17 protein-coding genes are annotated in these 19,661 nt (G+C 34.5%); 13 read left to right on the top strand and 4 right to left on the bottom strand.

Annotation, left to right across the window (positions count from 1 at the left end; translation table 11 throughout):
- Positions 1-124 precede the first annotated feature (124 nt).
- Positions 125-391: a hypothetical protein gene (locus U6A24_RS00180; protein WP_324177906.1), complete on the top strand. Its 267-nt coding sequence runs from the start codon at positions 125-127 to the stop codon at positions 389-391.
- A gap of 15 nt (positions 392-406) precedes the next feature.
- On the opposite strand, the gene U6A24_RS00185 is transcribed toward U6A24_RS00180, so the two are convergent.
- Both U6A24_RS00185 and trkA read right to left on the bottom strand, forming a co-directional pair.
- Positions 407-1,906: a TrkH family potassium uptake protein gene (locus U6A24_RS00185; RefSeq protein WP_324177907.1), complete on the bottom strand. Its 1,500-nt coding sequence runs from the start codon at positions 1,904-1,906 to the stop codon at positions 407-409.
- Entirely contained in the window at positions 1,907-3,256 is a 1,350-nt protein-coding gene (gene trkA / locus U6A24_RS00190; protein WP_324177908.1) for a Trk system potassium transporter TrkA, read from the bottom strand. It abuts the gene before it with no gap.
- A 209-nt stretch (positions 3,257-3,465) separates the two neighbouring features.
- On the opposite strand from trkA, the gene ubiE reads away from it, so the two are divergent.
- Together ubiE and porT are read left to right on the top strand one after the other, a co-directional pair.
- Positions 3,466-4,194, top strand: a complete 729-nt coding sequence (ubiE, locus tag U6A24_RS00195; RefSeq protein ID WP_324177909.1) for a bifunctional demethylmenaquinone methyltransferase/2-methoxy-6-polyprenyl-1,4-benzoquinol methylase UbiE — start codon at positions 3,466-3,468, stop codon at positions 4,192-4,194.
- 86 nt (positions 4,195-4,280) lie between these two features.
- A complete protein-coding gene (porT, locus tag U6A24_RS00200; protein ID WP_324177910.1) occupies positions 4,281-4,988 on the top strand; it encodes a type IX secretion/gliding motility protein PorT/SprT in 708 nt (235 codons plus the stop codon).
- A 7-nt stretch (positions 4,989-4,995) separates the two neighbouring features.
- Here porT and U6A24_RS00205 read toward each other — a convergent pair whose 3' ends face one another.
- Positions 4,996-5,727, bottom strand: a complete 732-nt coding sequence (locus tag U6A24_RS00205) for a TrmH family RNA methyltransferase (RefSeq protein WP_324177911.1) — start codon at positions 5,725-5,727, stop codon at positions 4,996-4,998.
- Between the two features lie 37 nt (positions 5,728-5,764).
- Between U6A24_RS00205 and tamL the strand changes: the two genes are divergently transcribed.
- The 3 genes from tamL (at position 5,765) to accD (ending at position 10,456) form a co-directional block, all read left to right on the top strand.
- Entirely contained in the window at positions 5,765-8,344 is a 2,580-nt protein-coding gene (tamL, locus tag U6A24_RS00210) for a translocation and assembly module lipoprotein TamL (RefSeq protein ID WP_324177912.1), read from the top strand.
- Between the two features lie 124 nt (positions 8,345-8,468).
- A complete protein-coding gene (gene fbaA / locus U6A24_RS00215) occupies positions 8,469-9,536 on the top strand; it encodes a class II fructose-bisphosphate aldolase (protein ID WP_324177913.1) in 1,068 nt (355 codons plus the stop codon).
- A gap of 62 nt (positions 9,537-9,598) precedes the next feature.
- On the top strand, positions 9,599-10,456 hold the full coding sequence (gene accD, locus U6A24_RS00220; RefSeq protein WP_324177914.1) for an acetyl-CoA carboxylase, carboxyltransferase subunit beta: 858 nt from the start codon (positions 9,599-9,601) through the stop codon (positions 10,454-10,456).
- A gap of 66 nt (positions 10,457-10,522) precedes the next feature.
- Here the strand turns inward: accD and U6A24_RS00225 are convergent, their stop codons facing one another.
- The gene (locus U6A24_RS00225; protein ID WP_324177915.1) at positions 10,523-11,347 is read right to left on the bottom strand and encodes a hypothetical protein; all 825 of its coding nucleotides are present in this window, start codon (positions 11,345-11,347) and stop codon (positions 10,523-10,525) included.
- Positions 11,348-11,513: 166 nt separating this feature from the next.
- Between U6A24_RS00225 and rpsO the strand changes: the two genes are divergently transcribed.
- The 7 genes from rpsO to U6A24_RS00260 all read left to right on the top strand — a co-directional run bounded on the left by rpsO (position 11,514) and on the right by U6A24_RS00260 (position 19,605).
- Complete coding sequence (rpsO, locus tag U6A24_RS00230) at positions 11,514-11,783, top strand: 30S ribosomal protein S15 (RefSeq protein ID WP_324177916.1); 270 nt, start codon at positions 11,514-11,516, stop codon at positions 11,781-11,783.
- Between the two features lie 213 nt (positions 11,784-11,996).
- On the top strand, positions 11,997-14,171 hold the full coding sequence (locus U6A24_RS00235) for a polyribonucleotide nucleotidyltransferase (protein ID WP_324177917.1): 2,175 nt from the start codon (positions 11,997-11,999) through the stop codon (positions 14,169-14,171).
- A 243-nt stretch (positions 14,172-14,414) separates the two neighbouring features.
- Positions 14,415-15,278, top strand: coding sequence for a sigma-70 family RNA polymerase sigma factor (locus U6A24_RS00240; protein ID WP_027395748.1), 864 nt, complete (start codon positions 14,415-14,417; stop codon positions 15,276-15,278).
- 176 nt (positions 15,279-15,454) lie between these two features.
- A complete protein-coding gene (locus U6A24_RS00245) occupies positions 15,455-15,862 on the top strand; it encodes a BLUF domain-containing protein (protein WP_324177918.1) in 408 nt (135 codons plus the stop codon).
- Between the two features lie 49 nt (positions 15,863-15,911).
- Positions 15,912-16,574, top strand: a complete 663-nt coding sequence (rpe, locus tag U6A24_RS00250; RefSeq protein WP_324177919.1) for a ribulose-phosphate 3-epimerase — start codon at positions 15,912-15,914, stop codon at positions 16,572-16,574.
- A 7-nt stretch (positions 16,575-16,581) separates the two neighbouring features.
- The gene (locus U6A24_RS00255) at positions 16,582-17,712 is read left to right on the top strand and encodes a helix-turn-helix domain-containing protein (RefSeq protein ID WP_324177920.1); all 1,131 of its coding nucleotides are present in this window, start codon (positions 16,582-16,584) and stop codon (positions 17,710-17,712) included.
- A 132-nt stretch (positions 17,713-17,844) separates the two neighbouring features.
- Complete coding sequence (locus tag U6A24_RS00260; protein ID WP_324177921.1) at positions 17,845-19,605, top strand: FG-GAP-like repeat-containing protein; 1,761 nt, start codon at positions 17,845-17,847, stop codon at positions 19,603-19,605.
- The last annotated feature ends 56 nt before the right edge of the window (positions 19,606-19,661 follow it).

Consider the following 19,661-nt stretch of genomic DNA (forward strand, 5'->3'; position numbering starts at 1 on the left):
TTTAATTAATATTTATTTAATCTTTTTTAGATACTAAAAAAGTAAAACCACAGTTATAGTCTCTCGACATAATTTTTTTTTTAGTAAAATTATTTTTTTCAACCAACTTAAAACCATTTCCCCCATGGATATTTTGGAAAAAGAACGTATTGTTCAAAAAAACGTACTCCAAATTTTTAAAGAAAACTTCAATGTAACAAAGACTGATGACGAGATCCTGGACATTAAGCCAGAAAATGAATTTGATATCAGCACCAGTTATTATGAATCTATACTAGATATATTTCTTCTGGAACCCGAACATCTTGAAAGCATTACGGGTAAAGTAAAAGATACTGTCAAAAGGGTTGCAGAGTTATGGACCATAACGTTACATTATTCTCTTCCATAAAAATAAAAAATTGATTTATCTATTTCGCCAGAAAAATGGTGTAAGAAGTATTAAAACGGTAAAAAGCTCAAGTCTCCCTATAAGCATCAGGAAGCAACACCACCATTTTCCAAAAGCAGGTAGCACATCAAAGTTATTTACAGGGCTTAGTTTCCCGAAAGCTGGCCCTACATTACCCAATGAAGAAGCTGCTCCACCAACGGCCGTTTCGAAGTCAAGCCCCAATGACCCTAATACTACTGAACCAATGATAAAGGCAAGCATATACAAAATAAAAAATGCCAATATATTAAAAACAATTTCCTTTGATACGGCCCTTGTATTATATCTAACAGGTAGAACCGCTCTTGGATGAAGTGTACGTTTAAATTCTAAAATCCCATTACGAATAGTAATGAGATGCCTTACCACTTTCATACCTCCAGCTGTAGATCCAGCAGAACCGCCAAGAAACATAATTCCGAAGAAAAATACAGTCAAAAACGGTGTCCACATGGTAAAATCTGCGCTCACAAAACCAGTGGTAGTTACCACTGCTAACACTTGAAACAATGCATGGCGAAAAGCACTTTCGGCCTCACCCCATACCATAGGATGATCTATGGTAGAAATAGATACATCTGCTTTATAATAAATTATTATGGTCGCAATGATACTAAAGGTCACTATGAAGAGAGTATACAATTTAAACTCCTCATCTTTAATAATTTTTTGAACTTTTCCTTTAAACCCGAAATAACTAAGAACAAAATTCATTCCTGCCAAAAACATGAACAAGATGATTATATATTGAATAATTGGCTCGTCGTTCCAATAAGCCACGCTTGCGTTTTTGGTAGAAAATCCCCCGGTAGACAAAGTGCTTAACGCATGATTTATTGCATCAAAGAAATTCATTCCGGCTAGTTTCAAAAGAATTGTTTCTGCCGCCGTATAGCCAAAATAGATTAACCAAAGTCGCTTTGCTGTATCGGTTATCCTGGGGTGTAATTTATCTGCGTTAGGTCCGGGAGCTTCTGCTGCGAATAACTGCATTCCTCCTATACCTAATAATGGCAGGATAGCAATCGCCAACACTATAATTCCCATTCCTCCAATCCAATGCGTCAAACTTCTCCAAAATAATATACCTTTTGGAATGATTTCAATTTCATTCAGAATTGAAGCTCCGGTGGTAGTATACCCAGACATAGTTTCGAAAAAGGCATTGGTAAATGAAGGGATCGCCCCAGAAAATATATAGGGTAAGGTTCCACTTAAGGACATAAATATCCATCCAAACGTAACTACGATATACCCTTCTCTTTTATTGATTTCTTTTTGATGCTCCCTAGTCAAGAACATCAAAGCTACTCCTACAAACATGGTGGCCAAAGCAGCCATCATAATTTCAATGGTAACACCATCTTTATAAATGAAACTTATAATTGCAGCAAGAAGCATAAAACACCCATTACAGAGCAATAAAAGCCCCATGATATGAGAAATGATTTTATAATTTAATCTATTATACATTTAGAGGAACAGCTTTTCTATTTTTTTAATAGATTTTGGCAAGCAGCAAACTACTACTCTATCTCCGGCTTGAATATAAAAATCCCCTAACGCAATCATTCCTTTACCATCTCTAATAACTCCAGCAATAATTGCAGACCGAGGAAAATCAAGATCCTTTATAAGATTATCACTCACTTCTGAAGTAGGTTTAACCACAAACTCTAACAACTCTGCATTCATATTGTTAAGTTTGGTCATTGCAACCACCTCCCCTTTTCTAATAAATCTAAATATGTTATTTGCAGCCAGTAGTTTTTTATTGATTAGTGTATCGATACCTATAGAATGTGATAACTGAAAATAATCCATATTCTCGACCAAGGCTATGGTTTTTCGTACTCCTTTTGATTTGGCGACCAAACAAGACATTATATTGGTTTCAGAGTTACCAGTTACGGCAATAAAAGCATCCATATCTCCAATTCCTTCTTCTTGTAACAGCTCTACATTACGCCCATCTCCATTAATAATAAGAGCACTAGGAAGATCATCTGCCAAATCAAAAGATTTGTCTTTATCCTTTTCAATAAGTTTTACCCTAAACTTATGATCGCACAGATCGCATGAAGTTTTATAACCTATCTTACTTCCTCCAAGAATCATTACATTCTTGATTTCCTCTTTTTCTTTACCTGTTAATTTATACAACTCTTCTACTCCACCTTGAGAAGTAACAAAATATACTTGGTCTCCCTCTTTAAAAGTAGTATCTCCTCTTGGGATCAATGTGTATTGCGTTCCCGATCGTTGAATTGCTATAGGCATAAAATGCAACTCTGGAAACACCTCTGCTGCCTCCCTTACACTTTTACCCACAAATAAGGCTTCTGCCGATAATGTAGTACCTACCATGGTTAATGCACCATCCTCAAACTCGTAGCTATCATGAAAAGCAGATTGATTAAGCAATAGTTCTATCTCACTGGCAGCAAGTGCTTCGGGAGATATCAACTCGTCAATACCGAATTTGGTAAACCCAACTTCTTCCTTATTTTCTATAAATTCTGTATTAGAAATCCTGGCAATCGTACGCTTGGCACCAAGTTGTTTTGCCAAAACACATACTGTAATATTGGTAGTCTCGCTCGAGGTAACCCCAATTACCATATCTACATTTTCGACCCTGGCTTCTTTTAAAATAGTTATAGAAGTAGCATCTCCTTTAATGACTCTAATATCTAAGTGAGTATCTGCATAATTAAGACATTCTTTATCGGTATCTATAAGCGTAATGTCCTGAGACTCAAATGAGAGTAATTTTGCCAAATGAAATCCGACCTCACCTGCTCCGGCAATAATGATTTTCATTGGTTATGTTTATTGTTTTCCATCTAAAGATAAAATCAAACTAAGACTATATTATAAATACATTATAACGAAAAAAATTGTCTTAGAATATAAAAGCGTACAAAGATAATGCAAATTGACCAACTGGTAAAATTTGATTATTACCAACTTAACACAAATCTATTCTAACTATCAATATCAAAAATGTATATTTGCCTAAATTTTTTTTAATGTCGAAAAAAATAACTCCTTATAAAGACACCTCTAGATCCAAAAAAGAGCAGGTTGCAGAAATGTTTGATACTATTTCTGGCAACTATGATGGTCTAAATCGTGTAATCTCTTTTGGAATCGATGTTAAGTGGCGCAAGAAAGTTGTAAAGCTTGTTCACAAAACAAACCCGGAAAAAGTTCTAGATGTAGCTACAGGAACAGGAGATTTGGCAATTAATCTTGCAAAAACAGGAGCAACTGAAATAATTGGACTTGATATTTCTGCAGGAATGCTTGAAGTTGGAAAAAACAAAGTTAAAGCACAAAAATTAGATGATGTTATAAGTATGGTAAAGGCTGACAGCGAAAATTTACCCTATACTGATAATTATTTTGATGCTATTACGGTAGCATTTGGTGTAAGAAACTTTGAAAACCTCGAAAAAGGGCTTTCCGAAATTTTTAGAGTATTAAAACCAGGTGGTTTATTTGTTGTTTTAGAAACCTCTCTACCAACAAAGACGCCCTATAAGCAGGGGCATAAATTTTATTCAACAAAGATTTTACCACTTATTGGGAGGATTTTTTCTAAAGACAGATCTGCTTATTCATATCTAAGTGAAAGTGCAGCTGCTTTTCCTTATGGCGAGGCGTTCAACAATATTTTGAAAAAAATTGGGTTTATAGATGTTGTAGATAATCCCCAAACCTTTGGTGTCGCAACAATTTATACAGCCAAAAAATAATAATAAAGGCCGGAAAAAGCCAAAATGACCAATACCTATCAATGTTTGATGTTTGAAATTGGCTTGAAAGGTAAATTTATAAATAAATGAAAAGACTTTTAATCGCAATAGCTATTTTAGTTTGTACTCAAGATATGAGTGCACAATTATTTTCTAAAGAAAAGGTGCAGAATCTACAAAATTTTGATAAGCCAAGGTTTAGCTGGGGATATATTCTTGGTTTTAATAGTTATGACTTTAATTTTGACTATACCAGCGATTTTGAAGATGAAGACGTTATTGTAGACCAAACTGTAGGTTTTACCGTAGGGCTTTTAGGAAATATGAGAATAAACGACTATTTGGATCTACGATTAGAACCTGTTGTTATATTTACCAGAAGGGATCTAACTTTTAACAACCCCTTGTTTACCTCAGAATTTGAATCTTTCAGAGAAGTAAAATCAACCTATGTACATGTGCCGCTCTTACTAAAAATTTCAGCCAAAAGACTTAATAACTTCAAACCTTTTATCGTTGGTGGAATATCTACATCTATTAATTTATCCAGTAATCAAGATAATCCCGATGACAATAGCATTGGAGAATTTAGAATGAAAACAAGCACTAATTATTTTGAAGTAGGTTTCGGAATCGATTTTTATTTATATTACTTCAAATTCACACCATCAATACGAGGAGTATTTGCTATGTCTGATGAATTGGTAAGAGATAATGACCCTAATAGTCCTTATACTGCGACTATAGATAAAATGTCTACCCGAGGAATTTTTATCAACTTTACTTTTCAGTAACAAACATCTAAGATCTTTTAAATTCGCTTAGTACTATAGCACTTGCTGTTGCTACATTTAAACTTTCAGTTTTTTGTGCATCTCCAAATTGAGGAATGGTTATTTTTTGATCAATAATTTCTTCAATAGGTTTTGAAATCCCATTGGCCTCATTACCCATTACAATAATCCCGTTTTCTGGCAAGGACGTATCATATATATTATCCCCATTCATAAAAGTTCCAAAAATAGTATTTCCTTCCTTCCTCGACTCCAAAAACTCTTTAAGGTCCAAATAATTAATATTTACCCTTGTAATAGAACCCATTGTCGCTTGTATTACTTTTGGATTAAAACAATCGACCGTTTCTTTGGAACAAACTAAGTCCTTGACCCCAAACCAATCGCATAACCGAATGATAGTTCCCAAATTTCCAGGATCTCTTACATTATCCAGAGCCATAATTAAACCAGTACTATTCATCCGTTTTTCTTCGGGAATATGAAACACAGCCAAAGCTGTTTGCGGAGTTGTTAAAAAGCTTATCTGTTTTAATTCATCCAAAGAAATATGAGAAAGGCTTTTTTTGTCTATTTCAAAAAAAACATCATCAGTTGTATAGAGGGAATGCAGATTGAGATTCGCTTCTAACAATTCTTTTATTACCTTTTTACCTTCGGCGACAAACAATCTATGTTGTTTTCGGTATTTTTTTTGATATAAACTTTTTATTAGTTTCTTTTGGTTTTTGCTAACCATACAAATAATGTATTTTTGAATCAATAATAAATCGGGATTGAAACACTTTCTGGCAAAAATATTATTAATTACCCTAACCACAATCTTTTTAATTTCGTGTAGCGCAGTAAAAAGAGTTCCTGAAGGTGAATACCTATTAGAAAAAAATCAAGTTTTTGTGGATAGTGTAAAATCTAATGATGCTAAACTATACAATCAATTATATCAAAAACCAAACACAAAACTACTAGGAGCCCCAATAAGACTTCACCTGTATAATCTTGCCAGCATAAATCAAGATTCATTATATCAGGATTGGTTACAAAGAAAACCAAATCGTGAAAAAAGAATGATCAATTTCTTTTCTAAAAAACAAATTGACAGATTAGGTGTTGGGTTAGACGGCATTAACGAATGGGTTAAAAAAACCGGAGAACCTCCTTCTATTGTGGATGAATCCAAGGTAAAACGCTCTGCAAAAAGACTTCAGGCATACTACTGGAATAATGGCTGGTTTAATGTTAAAGCAGATTATAAAATTAATAAAGATGACAAAAAAAGAGCCTCTGTAGATTATCTTATACGACCAAGCCAACCTTATTTCATAGACTCATTAAACACCAAAATAGCTTCTTTTGTGGCCGATTCTATTTATCATTCCAATTCCACAAATTCCATTATTATTCCTGGAAAACAATATAAAACTTTAGATCTAGAAGCAGAACGCGAGCGTGTTACCTCTTTGTTTCGGAACTCTGGACTTTTCCACTTTGAGAAAGAGTTTATAAAATTCGATGCCGACACAGTAAATACGAACCATAAAGTAAATCTAAACCTACTTATTAATAATCGCCCGGTAAGTTATGGAGACTCGGTTGAAAGAGTACCTTTCAAAGTACATAAGATAAGTAAGGTTAATGTGTTCACAGATTATTCTTATCAAAATAGAAATAAAAAACCATTAGATAGCACTTTTTACAAGGGATACAATATTTATGGATATGATGAGATCAAGTTTACACGTAAAGCGATTACCAATTCTATATTAATTACCCCCGGTAAAATTTTTAAGGAAAGTGACCGTACACTTACCAATAACCAAATCAACAACTTACGGACTTTTAAATATCCAAATATCACATATGATATTGACAAAAATGATCCTACTGGAACAAGTTTGATTGCCAATATTCGTCTTACACCACGAAAAAAGTACAGTACTAATGTACAGTTTGATGTTTCAACTTCTCAAATCCAAGCATTTGGAATTGGTTTTGGAGGCTCACTTTTAATACGAAATGTTTTTGGTGGTGCCGAAATTTTAGAAATATCAGCCAGAGGAAGTATAGGGTCATCTAGTGATGCTGTAGATGGGGGTGAACGATTCTTCAATATTTCTGAGGTTGGAACCGATGTACGACTCTCATTTCCTAAAATAGTTTTCCCATTAAAGACGAATAAGATTATTCCAAAACGTATGTCGCCAACAACCAATTTAGTTTTTGGGATTAATGTTCAGCAAAATATTGGTCTGGACCGTCAAAATGCAACTGGAGTATTCAATTATCAATGGAAACCCAACAAAACCTTAACCAATCAAATCGATATTGTTAACGTTCAGTACGTAAGAAATTTAAACACACAAAACTATTTTAATATCTACAGAACTTCGTACGATCAATTAAATGACATCGCAAGGCAAGTTTTGGATCCTTCTTCTTCATTTTTTGTACAGCCAGAAACAGGAACTCCGAACATAGATGATGCAGAGCTTAGAATTCCTAATGGCGCAGATGGTTTCATTACAGAATCTCTTGGTTTAACCCCAAACGGTGATCTAACTCCTAATCAATTACAGGAAATTCGCAATATAAATGAAAGAAAGGACAGACTCACCGAGGATAATTTGATTTTTGCTTCCAGCTATACGTTTACAAAAAACAATAAAGAAAATCTCTATGACGAAAATTATTCTCGATTTCGTGCAAAAATAGAATTTGCAGGTAATGTGTTAAACGCTGTTTCCAATGTCGCAGAGCTAAAGAAGAATTCAAGAGAGCGGTTTGAAGTATTTGGAGTAGAATTTTCTCAATATGCCAAAACCGAATTAGATTATATTAAACATTGGGATCTCGGAAGAAAAAATGTTATTGCCATAAGGGCTTTTGGCGGATTAGCAATCCCCTATGGAAATGCAAACAGCATTCCTTTTGTTCGTAGTTTCTTTGGAGGTGGCCCTAATGATAACAGAGCTTGGCTAGCATATGACCTAGGGCCAGGAAGCACTTTAAGTCGAAATGAATTTAATGAAGCGAATTTCAAACTTGCCTTGAATGCAGAGTACAGATACAACATCTTGGGCTCGCTTAATGGCGCCTTGTTTATTGATGCAGGTAATATCTGGAATGTTCTGGATAATGTTGAAGAAGAAGAAGCCGTATTTTCAAAACTAGATGACATACAAGAAATTGCAGTAGGTAGTGGCTTTGGATTTCGATATGATTTTGACTTCTTTGTGCTTCGTCTTGACATAGGGTTTAAAACCTTTAATCCAGCCAACGATGAAGACCAAAGATGGTTTAAAGGTTATAGATTTTCAGAAGCTGTATATAATTTTGGGATTAATTATCCTTTTTAATACTTTGCACCCAATTTAGAAAACAAAAAACTATTCCCAAATCACGATTATTTTCATTTATAATTATAAAATTCTTTCGTTATAATTTTACTATTTTTGTAAGCTTATAAACCAAAACTAAATTATGAGTCACAACATCAAACCGGGAGTTGCTACAGGAGACGAAGTACAAGCAATTTTCAAATACGCAAAAGAAAATGCATTTGCCTTACCAGCAGTTAATGTCATTGGTTCTAATTCGATTAATGCAGTATTAGAAACAGCTGCAGAAATCAATTCGCCTGTAATTATACAATTCTCGAACGGGGGAGCACAATTTAATGCCGGGAAAGGACTTTCTAACGAAGGTCAAAAATCGGCTATCGCGGGTGCTGTTGCCGGCGCAAAGCACGTACATTTAATGGCAGAAGCTTATGGTGTACCGGTAATTTTACACACCGATCACTGTGCCAAAAAATTACTTCCTTGGATAGATGGATTATTGGATGCCGGAGAGCAATTCTACAAAGAAAATGGGAAGCCTCTATATAGCTCGCATATGATCGATTTATCCGAAGAACCTATTGAAGAAAACATTGAAATCTGTAAAGAATACCTAGCTCGCATGAGTAAAATGGGTATGACCTTAGAAATCGAATTAGGTATCACTGGTGGAGAAGAAGATGGGGTTGACAATACCGATGTAGATGATTCTAAATTATATACACAACCAGAAGAAGTTGCCTATGCATACGAAGAATTAAGTAAAGTAAGCGACAAATTCACCGTAGCTGCTGCGTTTGGAAACGTTCATGGAGTATACAAACCTGGGAATGTAAAGCTTACACCAAAAATTCTTAAAAATTCTCAGGAATTTATTTCTAAAAAATATGGAGTTGAAAATAACCACATCGACTTTGTATTTCATGGAGGAAGCGGTTCTACTCTTGAAGAAATCAGAGAAGCTATTGGATATGGTGTTATTAAAATGAATATCGATACCGACCTTCAATTTGCATTTAATGAAGGAATTCGTGATTATATGACAGGTAAAATCGAATATTTAAAGACACAGATCGGTAATCCAGAAGGAGCCGAAGAACCAAATAAGAAATATTATGATCCAAGAAAATGGCTTAGAGAAGGTGAAGTCACTTTTAAAAACCGTCTTAAAAAAGCATTCGAGGATTTAAATAATGTAAATACATTATAAGACAAAAACCAAGCTGAAACTTATCCCAAAAGGAAGTTTCAGCTTTTTTAATAAATTAATTTATGGCTTGGTTTAAGAGAACACAAAAAGGTATACAAACCGCTACTGAAGATAAAAAAGATGTCCCTAAAGGACTTTGGTACAAATCTCCAACAGGAAAAATTGTAGATGCAGAACAGCTGGAAAAGAATTTTTATGTAAGTCCTGAAGATGGGTATCATGTAAGAATAGGCAGTAAAGAATATTTTGAAATCTTGTTTGATGATGGCAAATACAAAGAGCTAGACAAAAGCTTAACTTCAAAAGACCCTCTTAAATTCGAAGACAAAAAAAAATATGTTGATCGTCTTAAAGAAGCTCAAGAAAAAACAAACCTTAAAGACGCTGTAAGAACTGCGGTAGGAAAATCTAACGGAAATGATCTGGTCATTGCCTGTATGGATTTTTCATTTATAGGCGGCTCTATGGGTAGTGTTGTAGGAGAAAAAATAGCTAGAGCAGCCGATTATTCTTTAAAACATAATATCCCTTTTATGATTATTTCAAAATCAGGAGGTGCACGTATGATGGAGGCAGCGTTATCGCTAATGCAATTGGCCAAAACTTCTGCAAAACTTGCGCAATTGGCAGATGCTAACATCCCTTATGTTTCATTATGTACAGATCCAACAACAGGTGGTACAACAGCATCTTTTGCAATGTTAGGTGATATTAACATTGCAGAACCTGGTGCTCTAATTGGTTTTGCAGGCCCAAGGGTTGTAAGAGACACAACGGGACAAGAATTGCCCGAAGGTTTTCAAACATCAGAATTTCTTTTAGAACACGGATTCCTTGATTTCATTACGCCAAGACAAGAATTAAAACAAAAGATAAACTTATATTTAGATCTTATTCTTAATAGACCTTTATCTAATTAAAAGGTTATAAACTTAAAAAGCCCGATACTAGTATCGGGCTTTTTAAGTTCAAAATCAATCACAATTCTATAATAAAATATCTCGCTCTTCTCCATCGGTATTTGTAAATACCGCTTTATTATCACATGCTCCATCACCATAATCAAGAGTACCGCTATAATTAGTTCGTACTAAATTCCTTACCCCACTCACCAAAAACCTACAACTAGCCTCTCTGCGTAATGCTGTTGTAATGGTCGTGCTATGGGTATTACCATTAGCAAAATTAGTTTCCCAAGCCCCGGTAATCAAGAAAACGTTATCCCCCCAGTTACCATTAAACGAACCTTCGATCCACTCTCTTGTTTTCTGGCCTGTTCTAGAGGCCTGCGTACCATCTGCAAAAGTAACAACCAAATCCAAGTCCATCATATATTGTGGATTTCCATTATCATTGGTCTTTTGTCTTGTTACTGTTTTTGAGCCAGCGAATTGTATATCATCAACAAAGAAATCTTCCAAATTATAATTGATAACCAATGTCATGGCATCAACATCTGCTACATAAGACATATTTACTTTTCCTTTTATAGTATGACCTCTTACTTCACAACCCTCTGTACCAAAATCTACAGTAACTTCTTTTGAAGTGTCAGTGAGTTCAATAGTCACTGTCGCGCATTCTGGAAGAAAAGGATGAATTGGCCCTTTTTGCAGACTTTCTTCAGATTCATATGTCTGTACAAAAGTATCACTTATTACTTCGGTTGCATTATCTACTTTGGCAGTTAGTACGGCTTCTTCCTGGTTAATAGATTCAATGATACCTTCATTGGAATCTTCGCGATCACAAGCAAATAAAATCATTGAAAAAATTGTCATCAAACCAAGCTTAAAAATGCTTTTTCTCATAATATTTAATTTTAACGTTACCCTATTATGACAGATACTTTTCTAAAAAGTTTAATTTGATTATGATTTTTTTTTCGAAAATGCAATTCTAATTCAAAAAGTACTATATTTGCACGCTGATAGCAAGGAGTTATCTATACATAAAAATCATTTAAATAATATTGGAATGTATTTAACAAAAGAAAAGAAAGAAGAAATCTTCGCAAAACACGGTAAAGGAAAAAATGATACTGGTTCTGCTGAAGGTCAGATTGCATTGTTCACTCACAGAATTACACACTTAACTGAACACTTAAAGAAAAATCGTAAGGATTTTAACACCGAGCGTTCTTTGGTAAAACTGGTAGGTAAACGAAGAGATTTACTTGATTACCTAAAGAAAAAAGATATCATGAGATATCGTGCAATTGTAAAAGAATTAGGATTAAGAAAATAATAAAAGAGAGGCTTCGTGCCTCTTTTTTTAATTATATATTTTAAAAAAGCATTTGTACTCAACAATACAAATGTATGCCTTAGTTTTTCATTGGTCAAACAATTACTACAACAACACAACCTTGTCCGTCCGAGTAAGACGGAAACCAATGTTTAATTAGGTCTATTGTGTGTTTATAGAACACCCAAAATAGACTACTAGAATCAAAATAATATGATTCCACAAGTGTATAAAGAGGTTATCGATTTAGGTGACGGAAGACAAATCACCCTCGAGACCGGAAAATTAGCAAAGCAGGCACATGGTTCTGTTGTTGTGCAAATGGGTAAAGCTATGTTATTATGTACGGTAGTTTCTTCATATGAAGCGGCACCTGTAGATTTTTTACCCTTGACTGTAGATTATCGTGAAAAATTTGCCGCTGCAGGTCGTTATCCTGGAGGTTTTTTCAAAAGAGAAGCAAGACCAAGTACTGAAGAAATTCTTACGATGAGATTGGTCGACAGAGTACTTCGCCCTCTTTTCCCAAAAGATTACCATGCAGAAACACAAGTCATGATTCAATTAATGTCTCATGATGATGATGTAATGCCTGATGCTCTTGCAGGTTTAGCAGCTTCAGCCGCTATACAATTATCAGACATTCCTTTTGAAACTCCAATTTCTGAAGTAAGAGTCGCTAGAGTAAATGGTGAATTTATCATCAACCCTAGCCGTACTCAACTTGAAGAGGCAGATATCGATCTTATGGTGGGAGCTTCTGCAGATTCTGTGGCAATGGTAGAAGGTGAGATGGATGAAGTTTCTGAAGAAGAAATGACCGAAGCCATAAAATTTGCGCATGAAGCTATCAAAGTGCAATGTGATGCACAAATAAAATTAGCTGAAGCTTTTGGTAAAAAAGAAACTCGTGAATACGAAGAAGAGAAAGAAGATGAAGAGTTAGCAAAAAAGATTCATGATGCTGCGTATCAAAAATGCTACGATATTGCCAAAATGGGATCTTCAAAGAAAGAACGCGGATTAGCTTTTTCTGAAGTGAAAGAAGAAATAAAAGCTATGTTCACTGAAGAAGAACTTGAAGAAATCGGTGATTTAGTTTCAAAATACTTTGGTAAAGCACATAAAGAAGCTGTTCGCAATCTTACTCTAGACGAAGGAATCCGTCTTGATGGAAGAAAAACTACCGATATCAGACCTATCTGGTGTGAAGTTGACTACTTACCATCGACCCATGGATCTTCTATATTTACAAGAGGAGAAACACAAGCCTTGGCGACTGTAACCTTAGGAACTTCGCGTGAAGCCAATGTAATTGATCTACCAACACAACAAGGTGAAGAAACATTCTATTTACATTATAACTTCCCTCCTTTCTCTACAGGAGAAGCAAGACCGTTAAGAGGCACCTCAAGAAGAGAAGTAGGACACGGTAACCTTGCACAACGAGCATTAAAAGGAATGATTCCAGAGGATTGCCCTTATACCGTTCGTGTAGTATCTGAAGTATTAGAATCAAATGGTTCTTCATCGATGGCAACGGTATGTTCGGGAACCATGGCTTTGATGGATGCGGGGATCAAACTAAAAAAACCTGTTTCAGGTATCGCTATGGGATTAATTTCTGATGGTGAAAAATATGCCGTATTATCCGATATTTTAGGAGACGAAGATCACCTTGGTGATATGGACTTTAAAGTAACGGGTACTGCAGATGGTATTACCGCCTGCCAAATGGATATAAAAATCAAAGGATTGTCTTATGAGATCCTTGTAAAGGCTCTTAAGCAAGCTAGAGAAGGTCGTCTGCATATCTTAGAAAAGTTAACAGATACTATCGCTCAACCCAATGAGTCTGTTAAAGCACATGCACCAAAAATGGTTAAAGTTACCATTCCTGAGTCTTATATCGGTGCTGTTATCGGACCAAGTGGAAAAGTGATCCAGGAAATGCAAAAAGAAACTGGAACCACAATTGTTATTGAAGAGGATGGAGATTACGGAATTGTAGAAATACTTGGAGTTGATCAGGATGCAATTGACACCGTAATTAGAAAGATTGAGGCTATTACTTTTAAACCAGAAGTAGGAAGCGTTTATGAAGTGAAAGTGATCAAAATTTTGGATTTCGGAGCCGTGGTAGAATATGTAGATGCACCAGGAAACGAAGTATTACTTCATATTTCTGAATTAGCTTGGGAACGTACTAATAATGTAACCGATGTTGTTAATATAGGAGATGTTATTGATGTAAAATACTTTGGCGTGGATCCCAAAACAAGAAAAGAAAAGGTTTCCAGAAAAGCATTATTGCAAAGACCTCCTCGACCTGAAGGAGACAGGCCAAAAGGTGATAGAAAACCAAGACCAAATAAGAAAGAAAATTAATTTTCTTTAACATTATAACGAACGCCTTCAAGATTTTGAAGGCGTTTTTTTTATTTTTTTTTCAAAACTTCAAAAAAACTTTTGAGCCCAGTGTTAGTAATAGCTACCTCTTTACGACTAATAGAGTATTGAAAGTAATTTCAATAAAAAAATAAGCGTTTTTGTAACATTTTGATAACATATTACGTATAAGAAATAAAGAAGCCCTAAATATTCACATATTAAATTTCAAGGACTACATAGATGAGACAACTTAAAATTACGAAGCAGGTAACGAATCGTGAGACTGCATCGCTGGATAAATATTTGCAGGAAATAGGAAAAGTAGATCTTATTACGGCAGATGAAGAGGTAGAATTGGCTCAGCGAATAAAAGCTGGTGATGAGAGAGCCCTTGAAAAATTAACAAAGGCTAACTTAAGATTCGTTGTATCTGTAGCAAAGCAATATCAAAATCAAGGACTTACACTTCCAGACCTTATTAATGAAGGTAATCTTGGATTAATCAAAGCTGCTAAACGTTTTGACGAGACAAGAGGTTTTAAGTTCATTTCGTATGCTGTTTGGTGGATTCGGCAATCAATTTTACAAGCATTAGCAGAACAATCTCGTATCGTTCGTCTTCCCCTTAATAAAATTGGTTCGATCAATAAGATTAATAAGACCTATGCTTTCTTAGAGCAATCTCATGAGCGCCCACCAAGTGCTGAGGAAATTGCAAAAGAATTAGACATGACCATCAATGATGTTAAAGAGTCTATGAAAAACTCTGGACGTCACGTAAGTATGGATGCACCTTTAGTTGAAGGAGAAGATTCTAACCTTTATGATGTTTTAAACTCAGGGGAATCACCAAATCCTGATAGATCATTATTGCATGAATCATTGCGTACAGAAATTGAAAGAGCGCTTGAGACCCTTACACCAAGAGAAGCTGATGTTATCAGACTTTATTTTGGATTGGGAGATCAACATCCTATGACACTTGAAGAAATAGGTGAAACCTTTGATCTTACTCGTGAACGTGTACGACAAATAAAAGAAAAAGCAATTCGTAGATTAAAACATACATCTAGAAGCAAAATATTAAAGACTTATTTAGGATAAATTCCTAAATTGCGGTTACAAACAGTTTTATAACATAACTGTTCGTTTTTTGATTGATGAATGACCTCCGGCTGATTACCGGAGGTTTTTTCATTACATAACGATTTTAACAAAAAAATTAGGAAAAATGTAAAAAGCCCACTAAATTAAACACATGTTAATAAAATCTCAATTTTATGAGATACACTATAAGCTATGTGAGCACTGTGAGTCCAGACCTATCAGAAACTGATATAGCCGATCTTATGAGTTATGTAAAGCAACACAATAATTTTCTAGACATTACGGGAATTTTAATTTATTCTGACGGCAATTTCCTCCAAGTATTAGAAGGGGAAAAAGAAACTGTAAAAATTCTCTTTGAAAGAATTAAAAAAGATCCAAGGCATTACAATATTATAAAAATGTTGGATAAAGAAATAAAAGACAATGCCTTTTCAAAATATCACTCATCATTTACTGTAATTTCAGGACATTATAGCCATACTGAATTACAACAATTCCTAAAAAAAGAGGAAAATTATAACCCCGAGCATTTTAAAAGTATCTCGTACTTAACTCAAAAATTTATGAAGCTCTTGTAGCATGTTATTTAAAACTTAAGTATTACTTTTGCGCAAAACAACACAATTTATGGCTTCAAAACGTATTGCTCCTTCAGTACTGGCAGCAGATTTTGCTAACTTACAAAGAGATGTAGAAATGATTAATAATAGTGAGGCAGATTGGTTTCACATTGACATTATGGACGGTGTTTTTGTTCCGAACATCTCTTTTGGAATGCCTGTTTTAAGAGACATTGTAAAACACGCTACTAAAACTATTGATGTACATCTTATGATAGTAGATCCCGATCGATATATAAAAACTTTTGCCAACCTCGGAAGCAATATTCTTACCGTTCATTATGAAGCTTGTACACATTTACACCGAACATTACAAGCTATAAAAGCAGAGGGAATGAAAGCCGGTGTAGCTATTAATCCTCATACCAACGTAAATCTTCTTGAAGATGTAATTAACGACATTGATTTGGTATGTATCATGAGTGTTAATCCGGGATTTGGAGGACAATCGTTTATCGAAAATACTTATAAAAAAGTAGAAAGACTTAAACAGATCATAACAGAAAACAAAGCCGATACGTTAATTGAAATTGATGGAGGTGTAACTAGTAAAAATGCCAAAAAACTTGTTGATGCTGGCGCAGATGTATTAGTTGCTGGCAGTTTTGTTTTTAAAAGCGAAAACCCTACCAATACCATTAAAGAATTGAAAGAAATCATTAAGACTTAAATTCAAAATGCAGCAAAACGCGATTCCTTCTTTTGATACATGGACATCTTTTTTTCTACTAGTTAGTTCATTAGGATTCTTTTTGACTGCAATTTTAAGTGTAAACAAAGGAAATAGACGTACCAACCTTCCAATAATACTTCTTATACTAGGATTTTCATTTGTATTGGTGCAGTATGTATTGTATTGGACCAACTATGGATCTGTTTATCCATATTTATATTTTTTCGATTCCAGTTGGTACTTGGCTTTTGGTCCGCTTTTGTATATTTATGTTACCAAATTTTACAGTAACGCATTTATAATACGGTGGTATCATTTTGCTCCTTCCATTATATCATTTCTCTTAAACGGATATTATTATGTTAAATCTAATGGTTTTCAGGAATTTGGTAATTATAAAGGAGATGCTATATTTTCATTATTTGGTTCGCTAAGGTCTCCATGGATTGCTGCTGTATCCCTTATTATTTATTTCTTTATAACCAAAGACTTTGTTTCTAATCAAAAAGGCGAAAACAATTCCCAATATGAAGTGACTCGAAAGAAATGGATTGGACTTCTTTTAAATCTTTTTTTAATATTCAGCATTTCATACATAAGCTATTATGTTTTGGTCAAGTTTCCGTTTTTTAATTCTCATTGGGACTATGCCATATCATTTTCTATGACCATTTCAATATACGCTATTGGTTATATGGTGTATAAAGAGCCTTCGATATTTAATGGCGAACTACTATCAAAACTTTTTCATAAAGAAACTAATGGTCGTGAGCTAACGTCGGTTACTCAAGACGAATTTTACAATTCGCTTCTTTCGTATATCAACGAAAATAAACCTTATTTAGACAATAACTTAAGGTTGGTGCATCTGGCAGATAAGTTAGGTTTTTCAACACATATTCTTTCTAAGTTAATTAATGAAAAGGCTCATAAAAATTTCAATCAATTTATTAACGAGTACCGTTTAGAAGAAGCACGAAAATTACTTATTGAAGATGATTCAATTAGCATAAAAACAGTCTATTTTGATGTAGGTTTTAATAATAAAACCACATTTAATAATGCATTTAAAAGTAAGTATAACTGTACTCCTTCTGAATACAAAAAAAAGCACCTTGCAATTCAAGATAAGTAAATTATCTCTGGGTAAGCCTCATAGCATTTACTTCTCGATTATCGAGTAAAAAAGTAAAAAATTATAATTCTATACTACTTCTCAAAAGGTAATATAGAATTTTATTCTTATAAATCTTAAAATCTTAGGCTTATGAGAACTTTAATCTTTTTACTTTTTTTTGGTTACACTTTTACTACATTTTCCCAAACCTTCACTGTCATTAAAGATTCTATTAATCCGATTGTTTCAGGTCCCACGATAGGAGGAACATATTTTGGGACTTCATGGACAGATATAGATAATGATGGTAATATAGACCTTTTTTATGGCGGAACTATTTACAGAAATCTGGGCAAAGGAAATTTCGAGGTTGCTGAAGGTGGCGTTTCGATCCCATTTGCTAGAGCTTTGGTTGGTTGTAGTTGGGCCGATTATCAAAATGATGGTGATCTAGATCTTATCTATTCATCAATCCAACCCCCATTCACCCTGCAAACAAGGATATATAGCAACAACGGCAACGGGGAATTTACAGAGGAAAACACAATCCTCAACACCATCAATTCTGCTACATGGAGCGTTCAATGGTGTGACTATAACAATGATAGTTATGTAGATTTTATTTTAACCTTTGCCAATGGATTTTTGGGAGCATCTTCTTTTCCAAATAGGCTGTACCGGGGAAATCCAGATGGAACATTTACAGAGGTAACAGAGACTTACGAATTTCTTACAGAAAAAGAAGCCTATACGGTTTCCAATTGGATCGATTATGATGAAGATGGTGATACTGATTTACTAATAGCGAGTGGGCCTGCTGCTGGGCCTGCTGGAATTAAAAAAGATTTTTTATTCAAAAACTTACAAGTTGAAACAGGTAGCGAAGGTTTTGAAATGGTTAGCACCTCCGAACTGGCATTCGCAGAAGATCCTCAAGATGGGCAATGCTATAATGCTATCGACTATGATAATGATGGAGATTTAGACATTTGCCTCACCAATTATTCTGGTATTGAAAATAAATTTTATGTAAATGATGATGGTATCTATATTGAAACTGATGTTCCTTTTACAACTACAAATAATCAAAACTTAACAAATGCATGGGGAGATTTTGATAATGATGGAGATCTGGATGTCATAATAACAGGTTCGAACCCTACCGGAAGTGGGTATTATATTAATAATGGAGACGGAACCTTTACTGAAAGCGGTACAAATCTAATCAATACTGCTACATCTGGGAACTCTACAGGGGCAGCAATAGGAGATTATGATAACGATGGTGACCTCGATTTTTTTGTCGTTGGTGGTGGAGTAAAAGCACTATTTAGAAATGATTTCAATATAAAAAATCATTTTGTAAACTTTAAACTAATAGGTAACCCTTCGAACAAAGCTGCATTGGGTGCCCGTCTAGAACTAACTGCCAAAATCAAAGGAAAAACGGTTACCTTAAGAAGAGAAATTTCTGCATCGAATACATTTATGGGACACAATAGTTTGCGAGCTCACTTTGGCTTGGCAAAAGCTCCAAAGATTGATAATCTTAAAATTTACTGGCCGTCTGGAAATATAGATACTTATAAAAACCTAAGAGTTAATCAATTCTATACTATAGAAGAAGGTAAAGAAAAACCAATAGGACCACCTATAAAAAATTTTAAAGCAAAAGTAATTGTTTACCCTAACCCTTCAAAAAATATAGTAAAAGTAAGGATTATAAGACAACAAACTACTAGTCCAGTATTAATCAAAATTATAGACCCATCCGGGGTGGTTCTATCAGAAAACACATTTGAATACAATCAAAAAATCGAAATAAACACCTCTACCCTACGCAAAGGAAATTACTTCTTAGACATTAGCTTGGATGGAGAACGAGTTGTAAAAAAGTTGGTCATAAGATAATCTGTTCTTTTTCTATTCAAAAAGGCAAGTTCTCAAATTGAAACTTGCCTTTTCTA

Origin of the sequence: Aquimarina gracilis, from assembly GCF_035285365.1 — a bacterium.
GTDB classification, from domain to species: Bacteria; Bacteroidota; Bacteroidia; order Flavobacteriales; family Flavobacteriaceae; genus Aquimarina; species Aquimarina gracilis.